We start from the raw sequence: 16,344 nt of genomic DNA, 5'->3' as shown, positions 1-16,344 counted from the left end.
CCGACTGACGAGCCCGAAACGGCGGAGACAGAGGCGTAGTTGAACTTGCGCCAGATAGGAAAGTGATGCTTTTCTATCGGACAAAAAAAGAGCGGCCAAAGGGCCACTCGATTTTATGCAGCTTTATGTCCTGCATTTACTGATTCTTTAATATGCAATTTCATCAATAGAGGGAATAAGATAATACCTACAGCGTATAACGCGATTCCCAACAGGAATGTTTTCATATTGGAAGTTCCGGCAATAATGACGTAAATGGAATACACCGTCGCAAGAACGGAGATGATACCATCAGCGACACGTCCCTTACCGTTCTTATAGGTATCTCCCGATAAAACTAGTTTCACCTGATAAAGTGCTGTTGCAGCGTAAGGAACAAGGTAAGCTAGCGTAGCTACCAGAACGACGAAATTATATGCATTGCTGAGTGTATCTGAAATCGTCAAGAAAAGGAAAACCTGAGAAAATGCGTTCGTAATAATTAGCGATGCTGATGGAACGCCATTTTTGTTTTCTTTCCTGAAAATTGGCGGAAATAATCCTTGCTTTGCAGCCTGGTAAGGAGCTTCTGCACTTAAGAAGATCCAACCGATTGTTGTACCTGTTAATGACATGAGATCGAAAATAGCCATTACATAACTAATATTATGGCCAACAACTTTTTGCAGCGCATCAACAAGTGGTTTGTTAGCATTTATTAATTCTGTTTGAGTTAAACTTCCCATGACTAACATGGTGATACCTACATAAATGACTAATGAAATAACAAGACCTAGAACAGTTGCTTTCTTAATGTCCGCGATTTTTCGTGCACGTTTTGAGAACATTACAGCTGATTCGATACCGACAAATGCCCAAAGTGTCGTAACAGCAGCGTTGTTGACTTGACCAAAAAGACCAAGGTGGGCACCGCTATCGCTTATACGAGGCTGCACGAGCGGAAACAGATTTGTTTTTTGAAACGCAAACAGGGTAAAACAAATAAAAATCAAGAATCCAATAACTTTAGTTGCAGTTGCGACAAAATTGATCTGGCCTGTTCTTTCAATTCCACGCAGAATAATAGCATTAATGACCCATAGTACAATGGTAGAAATGATTAAAGTGATGAACCCGCCAACTTTGACTGTAAGTGAACCAATCATAAATAGTTTGGCGCTGCTAGTCATGATTGGAAAAAACGTCGAAAGATAGCCAATAAAGGTTGTTAACACTGCAACATTACCTGTTACGTTTGCAATCCAATAACCCCAAGAGACAACATATCCAGACATTACCCCGGAACGTGATCCTTTTGAAAAAAGTGCTTGGGCATACATTTGCACACCGCCATTTAATTCAGGTTTACGAAGGGACAAATTCCCAAATACCAGCGAAAGCATCAAAACTCCCGCACCTGTCACCAGCCAAGCCAGTAAAACGCCTCCAGGGCTTGCTGCTTTTGCCAAGGATTGCGGCAGCATAAAAATCCCTGATCCAACCATGTTCCCAACAACAAGTGCTGTTAAAAGCCAAAGACCCAACTTATTATCTTTCATTTATAGTGAATCCTCCCAGAAATATTCATCCGACAAATTGTATGTTTATTCAACATTGATCATTTTACTCTGCTCTGCTAAAGCAATCAAGTATTTTTTTTTAATGGTTCAACTTACATTCATTGGAATAAAAAAGAAATTAAACAAAGGTCGTGCGTAACACCATCATTTTTTTCCTTAGAGGTATTATATGAGTTAAGTAAATTAGATAATCCTAAAGGTGTGTCTATCCCTGAATGGCAATTGTCCAAAGTTACACATAGCATAAGGATGTTCAAAATGCTGTACAAGAAATTGTAAAACATCGAAATAGACGGGATTCAGCTCATGGTTTAGTGGCAAAAAGAAATGTTGATAGTGATTTGTATGAATTAAAGGCACAGGAAGCTAGCATATTGCCAGCTAGTATTAGAGATTATGCAGATACTAACTTTAGATATTTCAGATTTACAGGACTTTTTTCTCTACAGGGTAAAAGACTTGTATTAAGTCAAGAAAAGCTCCCTTTAATTGAAGCCATGGATTATTATAAAACGTAAATTTCCCGATAGTTTTTACTTATCAACACAGCTTAATTCGATCAGCTTTCCAGGTCGAATCAAGCTGCATTTTTATTGTTGTTATTTTTTTACATGTTGATTGAAGCGTATAGCACGAGCTTCGAGCAGTAATAAACAAGTTAAATTAAAATACTTAGTCAAAAATTCTTACATAAATAGATAAAGTTTCCCCATATAAAAATATAATGAAAACAAACCAATTCAAGCATAAATATTAATCATAAAATATCATTCTCATTTATAAAATCGTAGGAAGAGGTTTCTATAAATCATATGTCCCCATTAAAATAATGAGTCGAAGGGTGTTGTTGCAATGAGTCTCAAAGACATAAGCACCTCAGTGCCCAAAAAGGACCATAAAGGTAAAGTATCTGGTCAGTTGCCCTATATTAGTGACGTGAAAGTGGAAAATATGGTTTATGGTGTGTTGGTTCGGTCGCCAATTGCATATGGAAAAATCATATCCATTCAATTACCAAACCTTCCGGAAGGCTATGAAGCGGTTGGAGCAGAGCATATCCCCGGACCGAATTATGTCAAAATTATCAAAGAAGATCAGCCCATTTTTGCCAATGAGTGGGTCAATTATATTGGTGAGCCGATCCTCATGCTCGTTGGAAAAGACCTGAATATCTTGTACAGTTTGTTAGATGAAGTGAAGATAGAATTGGAAGAACATCAGGCGATCTATACATTGGACGAAGCAATCCAACAAAAATCGGCATCCGGGGTAATTATGGCAAGCTATGAATTTGGGGAAAGCTTTGAGAGCATTTCAGCGATCGAGCAGGGAGCCCATCAAATCATCGAAGAAGAATATGATACGGGTTATCAGGAGCATGTCTACCTTGAGCCACAAGGAATGCTCGCCATTTATAAGGATGATGAAATTGTTGTCCAGGGATCGATGCAATGTCTTTATTATATAAAAAATGCTTTGCTAAGTGCTTTAGCCTGTGGCGACGATGAAGTCAGAGTGGTGCAAAGCCCTACCGGCGGAGGTTTTGGCGGCAAGGAAGAGTTTCCTTCGATGATGGCTTGTCACGTAGCCGTTGCTGCTAAAGCCGTCAAAAAATCGGTGATGCTCGTGTTCGACCGTTCTGAGGATATGGTGGTTACGACCAAAAGGCATCCGGCCAAACTCAACTATCGAACGGCCCTTGATAAGGAAGGAAATATTTTGAGCATGTGTGTTGATATCTTTCTTGATGGCGGAGCCAATGCAGGATTGAGCTCTGTCGTGCTGCAGCGCGCCTTAATAAACAGTGCCGGTGTTTATAAAATTCCGCATTTCCATGCAAAAGGCTATGTCTTAAAAACCAATACCGTTCCGAACGGGGCCTTCAGAGGCTTTGGTGCTCCACAAAGCTTTGCCGGAATCGAAAGTCATATGGGACATCTTAGTAAACTGGCAAACTTCGACTCACTTGAATATAAACGAAACTACCTCGTCAAACAAGGAGACCCCACCATCACCAAAGGTAAATTCCGCGACCCAATATTAGTGCAAGATATGATTGAGGACCTGCTCCAATCGTCAGAATACAAAAAGAAAAAAGAAGACTTTCAGCGTTTCAATCAACAAAATCAGCGCTATAAAAAAGGCATAGGAACATCGCTGTTCCTCCACGGCTGTGGGTTTACAGGCAGCGGCGAAAGAGATCATATTAAAGCAACGGTGAAGCTGGTTAAATCAAAGGACGATCAAGTATCGTTAAAAATCTCAAATTCTGATATGGGACAAGGAATTTATACGACGCTGAGTAAAATTGTTGCTAAAGAACTCGACCTCCCGTTTGACAGAGTTTTGTACCCTAATCCCGATACAAAAGAGGTTCCCGACTCCGGTCCGACCGTAGCCTCCAGGACGACAATGATTGTGGGAAAATTGCTTGAACGTGCCGCCAAAAAACTGAAGGCTCAGTGGCAACCAGGGGTGGAACAGGAAGTAGTGGAGAATTATGTTCACCGTGAAATGATTCCATGGAACGAGTTGACCTTCACTGGCGATGCCTACCCGGCTTATTCATGGGGGGCTAATATCGTTGAAGTAGAAATTGATACGTTAACAGGAATTGTAAAGTTAGAAAAAGTATACGGAAATTATGAGGTTGGGAAGGTCATCGATGAACGAATTATGAAAGGTCAAATTGACGGCGGCTTGGCTCAAGGGTTAGCGTACGGTTATCTAGAAAAGATGACGTCAAAGCAAGGCAGAATCCTACAAAAAAGCATCTCGGATTATGGACCGCCGACTTCATTGGACGTTGTTCCAATCGAAAGCAAGGTCTTTGATAATCCCTATGCTGATGGTCCATACGGGGCGAAGGGCGCGGGTGAATTGACGTTAATCGGCGGCGCTCCAGCAGTCCAAGCTGCGATCGAGGATGCACTGCAAACTTCTTTTCAGCAAATTCCGATTACACCGGAAGTCATTATTGACAGTCTTTGGATGAAAGAAGGTGAAGAGGGTTGATTAAATTTACTCTTAATGGAAGAACGGTAGAAACGGATGTTCCTGCCAATGTAAGATTACTAGATTTAATAAGAGATAAGTTTAATTTAATCGGAACAAAGGAAGGCTGCGGTGAAGGAGAATGCGGAGCCTGCAGTGTATTTGTGAATAACCTACTGCAAAACAGCTGCCTTATTCCCATTGGCTCGATTGATGGAGCCGATATTCAAACGATAGAAGGGGTCATGGAAACGGAACAATTTAAGATTTTAGATGAGAGCTATTCCATTGCCGGAGGAGTGCAATGCGGTTACTGCATTCCTGGGATGGTCATGGCAAGTGCAGCTTTATTATCCAAAAACCCACATCCTTCAGAGGCTGAAATTCGTGAAGGTATTTCCGGAAATCTGTGCCGATGTACGGGCTACAATATGATTGTTGATGCGATTAACCTAGCGGCTAAAAAAGGGGACGGCTTATGGCAGAGAAAATAACCGCGTATCGCTTCGATCGTTTAGACCAAACGTTGAGCCAATTGAATAAAGAAAACTGTTTGATCATTGCCGGCGGCACCGATGTCATGGTCCTTCACAAAAGTCGAAGGGGAGTTCCTCCGAAATTCCCTAAACCGATTGTTTTTATTGATCATCTTTCTGAGCTAAAGCGGGTGTATCAAAACCATAAGGATCTCCACATCGGATCCAGCTGTACCTATAGCGAATTACTGGAAGACCCGTTCATTCCACTACCATTAAAGAACGCAATTAAAACGATTGCGGCACCGGCCATTCGAAACAGAGGCACATTGGGAGGAAATATTTGCAACGCTTCTCCGGCTGGTGACACACTGCCATTATTATATGTATACAACGCAAAACTTTTGCTGCGCTCTGTTAATGGTGATCGGGTAGTAGCGATTAGCGATTTTATTCAAGGTCCACGAAGGGTCGGGCGGGATCACAATGAAATTTTGGCTGAAATTATATTGCCGTCCGTATTCGAAGAAGGTTCTCATGTCGTTTTTGAGAAAGTAGGCAATCGCAATGCCGATGCCATTGCCAAAGTATCGTTTGCAGGATATATCCGGATAAATGGCGCTCGAATCGATGATGTTCGCTTTGCATTCGGGGCGGTCGGACCTACTATGGTTCGTTCCATCGATATTGAGAAGAAGTTGCTTGGACATACCATACCATTAGCAGATGCAGACATCGCTCAGGTTGTGGCAGACTTCGATAAGATCATTAAACCAATCGACGATCAGCGCTCCACTGCTTTATACAGAAAAACAGTCGCGTTAAATCTTTTACATTATTTTCTTAGCACGTCGCAAAATCATCCGACTTAATGTTTAAAAAAGGGGGGAGCTATTCATGCTACTGATGGAAAAAGTGGCCATGCTGACGCGTCAAAACGAAACCTTTGCTTTAGCCATGATAATTGAATCCAAGGGCTCGACTCCCAGGCATGTTGGAAAAATGATTGTATACCGTGATGGTACGATTGAAGGGACTGTCGGTGGGGGCTTGGCTGAACACTATATCATCGAAGAGAGTGTACAGGCGATTCAAAAGGGTCAATCGCAAATCGTTGAATACAAATTGAATAAACATGCAAAAGACGGAATTCAAATGAATTGCGGCGGAACGTTGCGGGTGTTTATTGAAGTCTATACAAGCAGGCCTGAACTCGTTCTGGCTGGAGCCGGTCATTTAGGCTATGCGTTGGCAAAGCTCGCCGATTTTCTTGAAATTCCATATTGCGTTGTTGATGACCGGGTGGGTTATTGTACGAAGGAACGCTTTCCGAATGCAACCAACCTTTTTGTGAATGAGGATATTGGAAAGGCAATGCTTGCAGCCAACCTAAATGAAAAGTCTTACGTAGTGATTGTTACAAAAGATGGTGATGATATTGTCCTAAAAACGGCACTGCAATTTCCGATTGCCTATGTTGGGATGGTCGCCAGCAAGCGCAAGGTCATAACCATATTTGAAAAATTAAAAAGTGAAGGAGTTTCAATAGAACAGTTGGAGCAGGTTCATTCTCCCATCGGATTGGAAATTGGCTCGGAAACAACACAAGAAATTGCCATCAGTATTATCGGAGAAATCATCAAAGTAAGCAAGGAAAAAAAGCCTATAAAAGTGATACAATTAATAGATAATTAGAATAGAAGAAATAAAGGTAGACGTCTTCACACAAAAAAGGCTTCTACCTTAATTTGAAAACAGGAGCTATTTTTACACAAGAGGGTGGAAAATACATGGGAACCATTGGAAATTACTATCGTATTTTAGACGTACCCTATGATGCAACTTTTAGTGAAATTAAAGAAGCTTATCGAAAAAAAGTAAAAGAAGCACATCCAGATAAAGAAAGAGGGAACGCTGAACAGTTTAAAAGAGTTAAAGAAGCATATGAATTTTTAAAAAATGTTGAAAAAAGAAAGAGGTATGACGATCTCCTTTTCCAAAAAGCTCATAACGTCACACATAATTTAAATCAGGAAGCTCCCGCTAAAACGAATCCTTCGATAAATATACTAAAAATACAGAGAAAAAATCGAAAACAAGTTACCCTTACACCTGTAATCATAAATGCAGCTCTTATTTTAATTGGAGTTTTGGGAAATACGTATTTAAATAAAAAGAAATAGTAAAAAATAAAAAACCTCATTTAGATGCTTTGCGGTGAACCGTATCATAAGTAATTGAGGTTTTTTGAGATTTTCGACTGCTAATGTTTAATTCTCAAAATCTGTTCCATTTTCGTGGAAGACTGTTATTGGTTGGGGAGTGATAAAAGGTTTTTTATCTATTGCAATTGTTTTATCCATAACACCTAATTACAATGGAAAAGACCTACTATTAGCAAAGATCTTTATCAAAGTACTGTTCTCTTTGCTTGTCCAATGAACAACAATTAAGTTACTTGTTAATAAAAATCTAACTATAAGATATTTTGGATTGATACATAAAAATAAGATTACTGAAATTAATAATTCCCAATCAACCTTAAAAAAATTTCACTTTTAAAACACATTCAGGTTCAGTCATACAGGTAAAAGGAGAATCTTACGGTTGGGCTATTAATGTCCCTAAAGAAACGAAGCGAATTCAGGAAGCTTTTGAAAAAGGGGAAAAATCGCATGTTGCCGATCATATTTACACTACTGGTTTCACAACTAAAGGTGTTGGCTACAATACGATAACGAACAATAAGTATTGGCGATACTTATGTGAAAGTATCCATTGCAGAACAACGTATTTGGAATTTAAAAAATGGCCAATTAGCAATTACAACAAACGTGGTAGGTAAGGGGCAGGCATGATGTTGGCGAAGATACACCAAAAGGAGTTTGGTATATTATGTTTAAAGAATCGCCTTCAATCCTTGAGGGCAGTGAATATGGAATGGCACACTATAGAGTTCCAGTATCTTATTGGGCTCCTTTTACGCTCAGTGGATGCGGGTTTCATGACGCCAGCTGGCGAAAAAAATGGGCAAGTAACGCATATCTCACCGCAGGTTCTGGAGGATGTGTTAACACTCCACCAAGTGTAATGAAAACCGTGTATGACAATTTTAGTCAGAACGAACCGGTTGTCATTTATTAAGGAATGGTAGTCTATTTTTTATTAAATCAATTAAAAGTAGTATTTTCTTTAAAAAGATGCAGGAAATCGTTCAAGTGAGGGAATTGATACATAAATAGATTATCATTTACTATATTATGTATTGAACATGTGAAAGTGGGGAACGGGGAATTGGAAAGAATACAGCAAATCATTGACAAGTATAAAGTGATTTCTTTTGAGAAAATCTTCGAAGAGGACAAAGATTATGACCAAAGAGTGAATGATGCCACTTGGGATAAAAAACTGAATTGTTTGATTCTAAATTAGAAGGTTTTCAAAGTCAAATTAGCTTTTTTGATGAAGATAATCTTGAAACGGATGCATCTAATAAAAACAAACTAAGTGAAAATAAGGACTTAGACTCATTTTCTTTAGTTCAATATTTACAAACTGAGGGATACGATGTCATAGATCAGAGAGAAAAGGGCGGATGTATCTGGGTTATACGTGATGAGACCCTACAACCATTAATGGATAACCTCGAAAGGACGAATATATCATTTAAATATTCACCCAATGGAAGTCGTTCAACGAAAAAGTACCTGCTTGGTATTCAAAGTATAATGGTTAGTAAGAAAAGAGAGTCTAACAAAGAATAATAAATTACTCTATCAATGCCTCCTTCGTGGGGGCTTTTATTATGTTTATTGAGTGCACCCGTCCAAAATTAGTCGACGACACACGTACGCCTATTCAGAAAAGGATATAACTTGTTCCGTTTAATCTTTACAATGGTATTAAAAAGATGTACATGAATAAGTAATCCCTTTTGGAATTAAACAGTAATATAGAAAGGTAAGTATTAGATATTTTTCACCAAGTTTATACTTGCAGATACCTGCTATAAATCTTTGTTATCAAACCTTGTAGCCCTCTAATTAGATTCATTAATCCCTTAAGTTTATTTTCTCATCAAGTTTGCAAATTCCGCTTTAGGTGACGGATTTTTGAGAAAGTAAGATTAGACTGATGATATGTATGGAAAATGAAATTGATGGGTTATTTGTATTATGTCTAGTAAAATGCTTTCTAATAACTACAACGATTAATAAGGAATTAGAATTTCAAATATCATTGATTTCCATTACAATAGAACTAGAGGTTTTTTATAGTTAAGGAACAACTTGATCTACAGCAAATATTGGATTTGAAGGAAAGCTATGGCTATTGTCAGATAATTTGCGCTCGGCAGAATGGGTTCATCTGAATATTAACACGGAGTACTTGGGATGTTTTTTTAAAATTATGTATCTGATGCTTTTAAAAAAAACAATCGGAACTTCGGGTGATTTAATAAACACTCTTTTTCCAAAACTTCTATCTGGAGAAACCGAATTAAGGGAGATTTTAAAATGAGAAACAGTGATTTTACAGCATATCATGAATCGATCACAGCAGAATTATTGGCTAGTCGAAATAGAGTAAGATACTTTATCGGAAATCGTCATTGGGGAGAAGATGGGAGATTTAAAGAAGTATTATTAATGAATTACTTAAAAAAGGTTTTACCGTCTAATATTTCCATTGGTACAGGATTTGTAAGTAATGGACAAGAAATTACTAGTCAAATTGATTTAATTATCTATGATAACAGCATACCTACTCTATTTTCTGAAGGGGATTTTGTAATAGCATTACCTGAAAGTATTTATGGGATTATTGAAGTAAAGTCCAAACTGAGTGCAAATGAAAAGTGCAGTAATGCAATTATTAAAGCGAATAAGAATGGTGAAATAATTGGAAATAATATTTTTAATGGTATCTTCGGTTATGAATCTGACATTAGCTTTTCTGAAAATCGAGTTCTTCCCGATACTGTAAAACATGCTTTGTTAAGTAATAATGGATATATTAACCACATTACATTTGGCCCTGATATTTTCGTTAAATATTGGGGGGAAGGAAATCCTGAAGACATAGATGAGCTTGAGTGTTTTTCATTTTATAAATTAAGGAATCTATCCTTTGGATATTTTATTTCTAACCTTATTGAAACAATTCATATAAAAAGTAGAAATCAGCCTTTAAGTGATAACCTTAGTGATTTTTTATATCCAGTTAATGAAGGTAAAGAAACACGTAGATTAAAACACTTGGAGATGAAACTGAGAGTTCCCATTTCACGAGGATGATTAGGAATAAGCTCTCTTGAATAGGTTGTGGGAATTGGCTATCAAGGAACAAATGGTTCAGTGATTGATGCGGACTTATCTTGCCAGAGATTATTCTGATGATGTGTTGAAATGGTTTTTAGAAGACACTCATTCTGGTGTCGAGTATCCTGGAAATAACGATTTTCTTGAATTAATCAATTTACCGTGATCGAGAGTTCTACCACCAAGCTTCCGGATACTGTTTATTGGGTATTGTAGGACTTTGGTTAAAGCGACGGTTGGATTTTAAGGTATCGAACCAGAAATGTTTTAATGGTAGAACCAGGGGGAAGATAAACAAGACAAAAAATAGTATAGCGATTTAAATCCTCTCCGTTTTATCAGGGTATATTTTGGATTATAACGATGATTCGTGCCCCATATCGATTGGATGGGCAATAAGAAGAAGTGGTTAATGGGAAAGGCTAAATGGTATTTATATAAAGAACCCTGATGAGTTGAAAGTGCAGGAAGTAAACGATTCCATCCTTCTCCTAGAAAAACGAAAAATGCAACAATTAACAGAGAAGAGTACAGCCAATATTTAAGTAAGCGAATTAAGGAAAGCCTTACCGTAAAAAATTAATTTCAAGTTGAAGCATTAAGGGCTTTCCATTTTAGCTCGAAGGCAATTGGTGATGAAATGTATGTTGTCAAAACGAATTTTTTCCGAGAAAAAGGATTATCAACCCAAAAATATAAAATGGCTGATTTTAATTCTCTAAATGCAAAGTCAGGAACTCCATTGCAAAACAAATTAAGGTTCGACCACATGGTCCCTAAAAACTTATAAGTTAACAATATGGTATAAGCAACGATGTCAAGCACCATAACTGAACCGTTCATATATAATTTAATGTATAAGTTTTACTATGTGTGTACGGTTACATTAGAAGAGGTTGCTCTCTTATTAACAAAAAAAATGCCAACCAATTGGGATGAACCTAATCCTTTTTATAGGTATGAATTAGCAGATGTCCCATTCATTCCGAACTTGTTGGTTAATAACAATAATTTAATTAAAGGGGAATATATAAATGACAAGATGGTGGATGGTAAGAGCAGGAGATAATAATGAGCTAATTTCTTTATGGCTAGAAAAAGGAGTAGCATCAATTGGATGGGCAGATCTTGATAACCCTAAAAAATTTAGAAATAGAAATGATTTTATTGAAAAGGCCCATGAAATCTATTACGGAGAAAAACCTGGAACAAGAATAAATTGGGCAAGTCAAGTCTGGCGATTTGCATATGAAATAGAGATAGGCGATAGAATTTTGTCTTATGCAAGAGACAAAAGGGAATACATAGTGGGAAAGGTAACAGGAACTCATAAATATGACAGCACTGCTGTAAGTGATTACTATCCAAACTGTATCAGCGTTAAATGGGAAGAGAAAAAAGTGTCAAGGGACCTCTTATCACAGGCTGCAAAAAATTCACTTGGTTCAACTTTAACAGTTTTTCGTGTTGATGATTGGGGAACCGAGTTTGATAATCTTTTAAAAAATAATGATAAAAATCCAATTATTCCTCCGCCTTCTGACGATGACGATGAGGATTTTATTATTGAAGACTTTGTTTCAAAAGCCCTTACCTTAATCCAGGATAAAGTCGATAAATTAGATGCCTGGCAAATGCAAGAGCTTGTAGCAGGATTACTTCAAGCAATGGGGTATAACGTAAAGGTAAGCAAAAAAGGTCCTGATGGTGGAGTTGATATCTTGGCTCACAAAGATGCATTGGGCTTTGAAAGACCAATCATAAAGGTTCAGGTAAAACATCGTAAGTCAAGTTCCTCTGGTCCAGAAATTCAACAGTTATTAGGTGCACATCCACTGGATGCAAGCTGTTTATTTGTTTCAACTGGGGGCTTTACCTCACATGCTGAAGCCATAGCTAAACATCATAACGTAAAACTATTGGATTTAGAAGAACTAGTCAATATGATAGTTTTCTGGTATGAGAAAATGCCAAACGATACAAGGTCATTGCTGCCACTTCAGAAAATATATGTGCCTGAATAAATTTTACTAAAGCACTTTACCAAATATGGTAGGTGCTTTTTTCTTAATCGAAGGCGGTCCCTTTTTCTATTGTAAAAATATAGAACAAATTTGATGATACACTTCGAATGGTGCAGGAATTATATTACAATGGTAAATATAGGATTAGGGTGGAGGTGCAATAATGTATGAACCTAATATTAGATAGAGAGTTTTTAAAATCATTGTTTTCAAGTGAAAAGGAAAAAAGAATAAAAGGGATTGAGTCATTGATTAATAGGGATACTAATCTTTCGAGTTTAAATAAAAGGTTTGCTCATCAAAAGGAAAAAGATGAAACCTTACTTACCTTATATACAATGGCGTTCTTACATAAAAATGGACCCAAAAGCTGGAGAAAACTTTTGGAAAAAGGATTTGTTGATGATGATTGGACTGACTTAGCAGAAGTAAAATTAGAACTAGAAAAGGCCATTTCCCCCACTAAAGAGGTGATGGAAACAATCCGAAGTAAGACTTTTCAAAATCCCGTCAAGTATTTAAGGGAAGAAAGTAAATCCAAACAGGTGATAGAAGGCAAAACCACTTTTGATTGCACGCTTACCCTTAACAATCAGAAAAAGATTTTTATTGAGTGTAAGTTTACTTCAGACATTTCCTACCAAACTACATACTTTACAACCCGTAATCAAATTGCTAGAAGTATCGAAGTGGGATTGGCTTCCATGAACTTTGATGTAAAAAACTTTTATTTTTTGCTCATAACACCAGCTATTTATATGGAATATCCAGGAAGCCGATTGTATTACTATAAAATGCATGAATATAAGAACGAATTGGAGGCTTTAGCGGAAGATATTCGAACTATACAATCCTGGTATGACGACAAAAATTTACATGAGCAACTGGAGACTCTAAGTAAACATATTGGATGGATATCATGGGAAGATTGTTATGATATAATTCGAAATTCAAATTTTACTAGGAATGAGCTGAATAAATTAACCGATTTTTATAACGAACGTCTTTTAATTCGAGATGACGACGATTCATTACCTTTTTAAAAAGGGGAAGGAATAAAAATGAAAATTGCCTTAGTAAGTTGTACTAAGTTAAAAGAAGAGTATCCATGTGAGGCGAAAAAGCTGTATAGTAAATCAACTTTGTTTAAGAAAGCAGTAAACTACATTGAAGCAAAGGACTATGATGATTGGTACGTTTTATCAGCAAAATACGGACTCCTTTCAAAGGATAAGGTAATCGAACCATATGATGTTACACTCAACAAGATGAACATAAGGGAGCGAAAATTTTGGGCTGAATCGGTCCTAAGGGACATAGTTAAAATTAAGCCTAACGAAATTGACTTCTATGCTGGTAACAAATATAGGGAACATCTTATTAAACCATTGCGGGACATAGGTATATTAGTTAATGTTCCTCTTGAAGGAAAGGCTATTGGAGAACAATTAAGGTTTTATACTGAAAGACATGAGGAGGTAAAATAATGCCAATTCCAAAAAATATTAAAAGGGAACATGTATTAAGCGCTATATCTGAAATCGACAATCACGGAGTCCCAGAAGAAAGGAATTCAACCAAGTTTAATCTTTTGTATGAAGGGCGGCATTATCCTCCAAAGTATGTTTTAACGCTCGCTAATAAATATGCAAATGGTCATGAATTGATCCCTTCAGAATTCAGTGGTGGAAAAGAATCGAATTCTTATTTATCGGATTTGGGTTTTGAAATTAAATCAAATGAAAGAGAACATGAGCATGGAAGCCATTCATGGACAATCATATCCCCAATCGTTGCAGTAAAGGAGATGGATAAATCATCTTTTTTACATAAAGGAACTGGTATCCCAATGGATATAAGATATTTCTTTGAAATAGAGAATATGGAAAAAGGAGAAAAAAGAAGGACCACTTTAATTTATAGTGATACCCAATATGAAGCTAATTTTATTATGGATAAGATTGATAACCCAAGAACAAGGTTACTTTGGGCAGGTGATTTCGCAAAAGCAATTAGAGATGACTTTCCGGTTGAATACGAAGGTTTTAAAGAAGGGACTTTAACAAAGAGCAAATTAAAGATGAAATTTACCAAATACAGTGATAATGAATTCGAAGTACATATAGCATCTGAAATTATAGAAAACAGTGCTGTTCCAGGCGAATTTGACTACATTCAGTTTAATAGAAGTTTTTCTAAAAAAGAGTATGTTAAGGGAAAACTAGAAACAAAGTATTATATTTTAACTGTTAAAAATCCTGAAAATCTTACACCTCCTCACCAAAATATTATTTATAGAGTAATTGTACTAGAAAATCATCAAGTCATTAAAAAAGATTATGTATATGATAGGAATCATAAAAACCTGTTAACACCCGCAAAAGATATGGGAATACGTTTTTTGTTAGAATATGCTCCAGCTGTTTCAATTGATGACATTACCATGGTTCATTATAAGCAGGACAGACCAAATGCAGATGCTTGGCAAAATGAAAAGACTAAAGTCCTAGAAGACCTTTTTAACAAAGGTAAGGGCATCCAAAACAAACAACTAGAGACAGTTAGTAATGATATTGAGTCCGAGCGTGCAGAGGAGGATGAATATTACCAAGATGGAGCTGTTAGGTATTATTATGGTAAAAGGTATGAAAGAAACCCTATAAACAGACAAAGGGCAATTGAAATCCATGGACTTACATGCATGGCTTGTGGCTTTAATTTTGAAGAGGTATACGGGGAACATGGGAAAGATTTCATTGAAGTACATCATGTAAAGCAGCTTAGTACACTGAAAGAGGAAATGGATATCAATCCTGCTGAAGACTTGGTTACGCTTTGTTCCAATTGTCATCGGATGGTTCATAGGCAGAAGGACAATGTCCTATCTCTTGACCAATTAAAGGAAATAATTATGTGGTAGAAAGTAGCCTTAATCTTCGATGGATTTATATAATGGGGATATCCCATTTTCTCCAAAAGTGAAGGGATATCCTTGTTTTATTTATTATTATGTAAGCTAAGTGAGTCTCCTTTATTAAGGAAACTCTTTTACTTATTTTTTATCTTTGTTTATAATTACTAGTTCGTTATCCGTAATGGTTTTAGTTTCAGAAGGTTTTTCAAACTCAAATAAATAAAGGGCGGGTTTTTGCTCCTCAGTTTTACTAAGAATACTATTAGTAGCTTTAATCATATTCTGCACATTTTTGGGAGATAGGTTAATAAAATCATTTTGGCTAATCCAATAGTCAAAACCAACCAAGAAATATTACCACTTTCCCTTTACAAGTCTCTTGTTAGAACTAAATAATGGCTATAGTTAAGATAAGGAAGAAGAAATAGGTTCATTCACGTTTTTCTGCAGCTCGTCCGGTTTTTCTTTTGAAAAGGAAAGTTTTAATTTACGTTTCATAGACTGGTCTGTATATTGGTTTTTTGCTTTTTCATGTGACATAGAAGAATAAACGCAAGCCTTTAACATAAACTCATCTTTATGGTTATCAGGTATCTCACTAAAAACTGTAAGCCAATGAAGTAATTCGTTTTGTGGAGCTCTATTTTTTTCAAAGTCGAAAAATAACGATCTACAGGATTGCTAAGAGAGAACCCTTCAGGGCGTTAGGTAGATAGGTGAATATATTTTGATGAACTTAACTTGGAATTCCGCGATGAAATTTAGAGAGAAAATCAGTAAACGTTGCTGTTTCACCTGATTTATTAGTTATTCCAGAGTGAGAGGAACTGGAAAAATGGAGATTTTCACACTCCAAACATTTTTCATTGTATAAAGATAGAAAGGAAAATTAATACCAATAGAGATGTAAGCACAGATCTGCTTCTGGACTAATATGGAAGCTTTTTCTGTATAGTAATCATAGCTTTTTGTTTGTGTAGAACTAAAATTGAATTAAAAGATCATTACCAATCTATAGAATATTAGAATTAAAAGTAAATTAAAATATAAAGATTT

Annotated in this window: 14 protein-coding genes and 2 pseudogenes; 14 read left to right on the top strand and 2 right to left on the bottom strand. The window is 36.7% G+C overall.

Features of this window, described 5'->3' with window-relative positions; translation table 11 throughout:
• Positions 1-113: 113 nt before the first annotated feature.
• Positions 114-1,538 carry an amino acid permease gene (locus J2S10_RS21170; protein WP_307412020.1) on the bottom strand — a complete coding sequence of 475 codons (1,425 nt, stop codon included), beginning with the start codon at positions 1,536-1,538 and terminating at the stop codon, positions 114-116.
• 278 nt (positions 1,539-1,816) lie between these two features.
• Between J2S10_RS21170 and J2S10_RS21165 the strand changes: the two are divergent.
• The 14 genes and pseudogenes from J2S10_RS21165 to J2S10_RS21100 form a co-directional block, all read left to right on the top strand.
• Positions 1,817-2,077, top strand: a pseudogene (locus J2S10_RS21165) (AlwI family type II restriction endonuclease); the annotation flags it as partial.
• Positions 2,078-2,411: 334 nt separating this feature from the next.
• Positions 2,412-4,574, top strand: a complete 2,163-nt coding sequence (locus tag J2S10_RS21160) for a xanthine dehydrogenase family protein molybdopterin-binding subunit (RefSeq protein WP_307412016.1) — start codon at positions 2,412-2,414, stop codon at positions 4,572-4,574.
• Positions 4,571-5,047: a (2Fe-2S)-binding protein gene (locus tag J2S10_RS21155; protein ID WP_307412013.1), complete on the top strand. Its 477-nt coding sequence runs from the start codon at positions 4,571-4,573 to the stop codon at positions 5,045-5,047. Before J2S10_RS21160 ends, J2S10_RS21155 begins: the two co-directional genes overlap by 4 nt.
• Positions 5,032-5,901, top strand: a complete 870-nt coding sequence (locus J2S10_RS21150) for an FAD binding domain-containing protein (protein ID WP_307412010.1) — start codon at positions 5,032-5,034, stop codon at positions 5,899-5,901. Before J2S10_RS21155 ends, J2S10_RS21150 begins: the two co-directional genes overlap by 16 nt.
• Positions 5,902-5,926: 25 nt before the next feature.
• Positions 5,927-6,724, top strand: coding sequence for an XdhC family protein (locus J2S10_RS21145; RefSeq protein ID WP_307412008.1), 798 nt, complete (start codon positions 5,927-5,929; stop codon positions 6,722-6,724).
• A gap of 53 nt (positions 6,725-6,777) precedes the next feature.
• Entirely contained in the window at positions 6,778-7,212 is a 435-nt protein-coding gene (locus J2S10_RS21140) for a J domain-containing protein (protein WP_307412005.1), read from the top strand.
• A gap of 319 nt (positions 7,213-7,531) precedes the next feature.
• Positions 7,532-8,173, top strand: a pseudogene (locus J2S10_RS21135) (L,D-transpeptidase family protein); the annotation flags it as partial.
• A 150-nt stretch (positions 8,174-8,323) separates the two neighbouring features.
• Positions 8,324-8,461 carry a hypothetical protein gene (locus J2S10_RS21130; protein ID WP_307412002.1) on the top strand — a complete coding sequence of 46 codons (138 nt, stop codon included), beginning with the start codon at positions 8,324-8,326 and terminating at the stop codon, positions 8,459-8,461.
• A complete protein-coding gene (locus J2S10_RS21125; protein WP_307411999.1) occupies positions 8,443-8,793 on the top strand; it encodes a hypothetical protein in 351 nt (116 codons plus the stop codon). The genes J2S10_RS21130 and J2S10_RS21125 overlap by 19 nt, the downstream gene beginning before the upstream one ends.
• Before the next feature lie 753 nt (positions 8,794-9,546).
• Positions 9,547-10,326, top strand: coding sequence for a DUF6602 domain-containing protein (locus tag J2S10_RS21120; protein WP_307411996.1), 780 nt, complete (start codon positions 9,547-9,549; stop codon positions 10,324-10,326).
• A gap of 1,058 nt (positions 10,327-11,384) precedes the next feature.
• The gene (locus J2S10_RS21115) at positions 11,385-12,374 is read left to right on the top strand and encodes a restriction endonuclease (protein WP_307411991.1); all 990 of its coding nucleotides are present in this window, start codon (positions 11,385-11,387) and stop codon (positions 12,372-12,374) included.
• 167 nt (positions 12,375-12,541) lie between these two features.
• Positions 12,542-13,417: a hypothetical protein gene (locus J2S10_RS21110; protein ID WP_307411988.1), complete on the top strand. Its 876-nt coding sequence runs from the start codon at positions 12,542-12,544 to the stop codon at positions 13,415-13,417.
• A gap of 18 nt (positions 13,418-13,435) precedes the next feature.
• The gene (locus tag J2S10_RS21105; protein ID WP_307411985.1) at positions 13,436-13,861 is read left to right on the top strand and encodes a DUF6884 domain-containing protein; all 426 of its coding nucleotides are present in this window, start codon (positions 13,436-13,438) and stop codon (positions 13,859-13,861) included.
• A complete protein-coding gene (locus tag J2S10_RS21100) occupies positions 13,861-15,294 on the top strand; it encodes an HNH endonuclease (protein WP_307411981.1) in 1,434 nt (477 codons plus the stop codon). The genes J2S10_RS21105 and J2S10_RS21100 overlap by 1 nt, the downstream gene beginning before the upstream one ends.
• A 132-nt stretch (positions 15,295-15,426) precedes the next feature.
• On the opposite strand, the gene J2S10_RS21095 is transcribed toward J2S10_RS21100, so the two are convergent.
• A complete protein-coding gene (locus tag J2S10_RS21095; protein WP_307411979.1) occupies positions 15,427-15,636 on the bottom strand; it encodes a hypothetical protein in 210 nt (69 codons plus the stop codon).
• Between the last annotated feature and the right edge of the window lie 708 nt (positions 15,637-16,344).

It is taken from the genome of Neobacillus ginsengisoli (genome assembly GCF_030813055.1).
Note: the sequence above shows the minus strand (reverse complement) of the source record. Positions and strands in the feature narration are given on the sequence as shown.

What these genes read in the sequence shown, in the direction of transcription:
- J2S10_RS21170 (WP_307412020.1), bottom strand. Translation starts at nt 1,538, where the DNA reads ATGAAAGATAATAAGTTGGGTCTTTGGCTTTTAACAGCACTTGTTGTT.
- J2S10_RS21160 (WP_307412016.1), top strand. Translation starts at nt 2,412, where the DNA reads ATGAGTCTCAAAGACATAAGCACCTCAGTGCCCAAAAAGGACCATAAA.
- J2S10_RS21150 (WP_307412010.1), top strand. Translation starts at nt 5,032, where the DNA reads ATGGCAGAGAAAATAACCGCGTATCGCTTCGATCGTTTAGACCAAACG.
- J2S10_RS21145 (WP_307412008.1), top strand. Translation starts at nt 5,927, where the DNA reads ATGCTACTGATGGAAAAAGTGGCCATGCTGACGCGTCAAAACGAAACC.
- J2S10_RS21120 (WP_307411996.1), top strand. Translation starts at nt 9,547, where the DNA reads ATGAGAAACAGTGATTTTACAGCATATCATGAATCGATCACAGCAGAA.
- J2S10_RS21115 (WP_307411991.1), top strand. Translation starts at nt 11,385, where the DNA reads ATGACAAGATGGTGGATGGTAAGAGCAGGAGATAATAATGAGCTAATT.
- J2S10_RS21110 (WP_307411988.1), top strand. Translation starts at nt 12,542, where the DNA reads ATGAACCTAATATTAGATAGAGAGTTTTTAAAATCATTGTTTTCAAGT.
- J2S10_RS21105 (WP_307411985.1), top strand. Translation starts at nt 13,436, where the DNA reads ATGAAAATTGCCTTAGTAAGTTGTACTAAGTTAAAAGAAGAGTATCCA.
- J2S10_RS21100 (WP_307411981.1), top strand. Translation starts at nt 13,861, where the DNA reads ATGCCAATTCCAAAAAATATTAAAAGGGAACATGTATTAAGCGCTATA.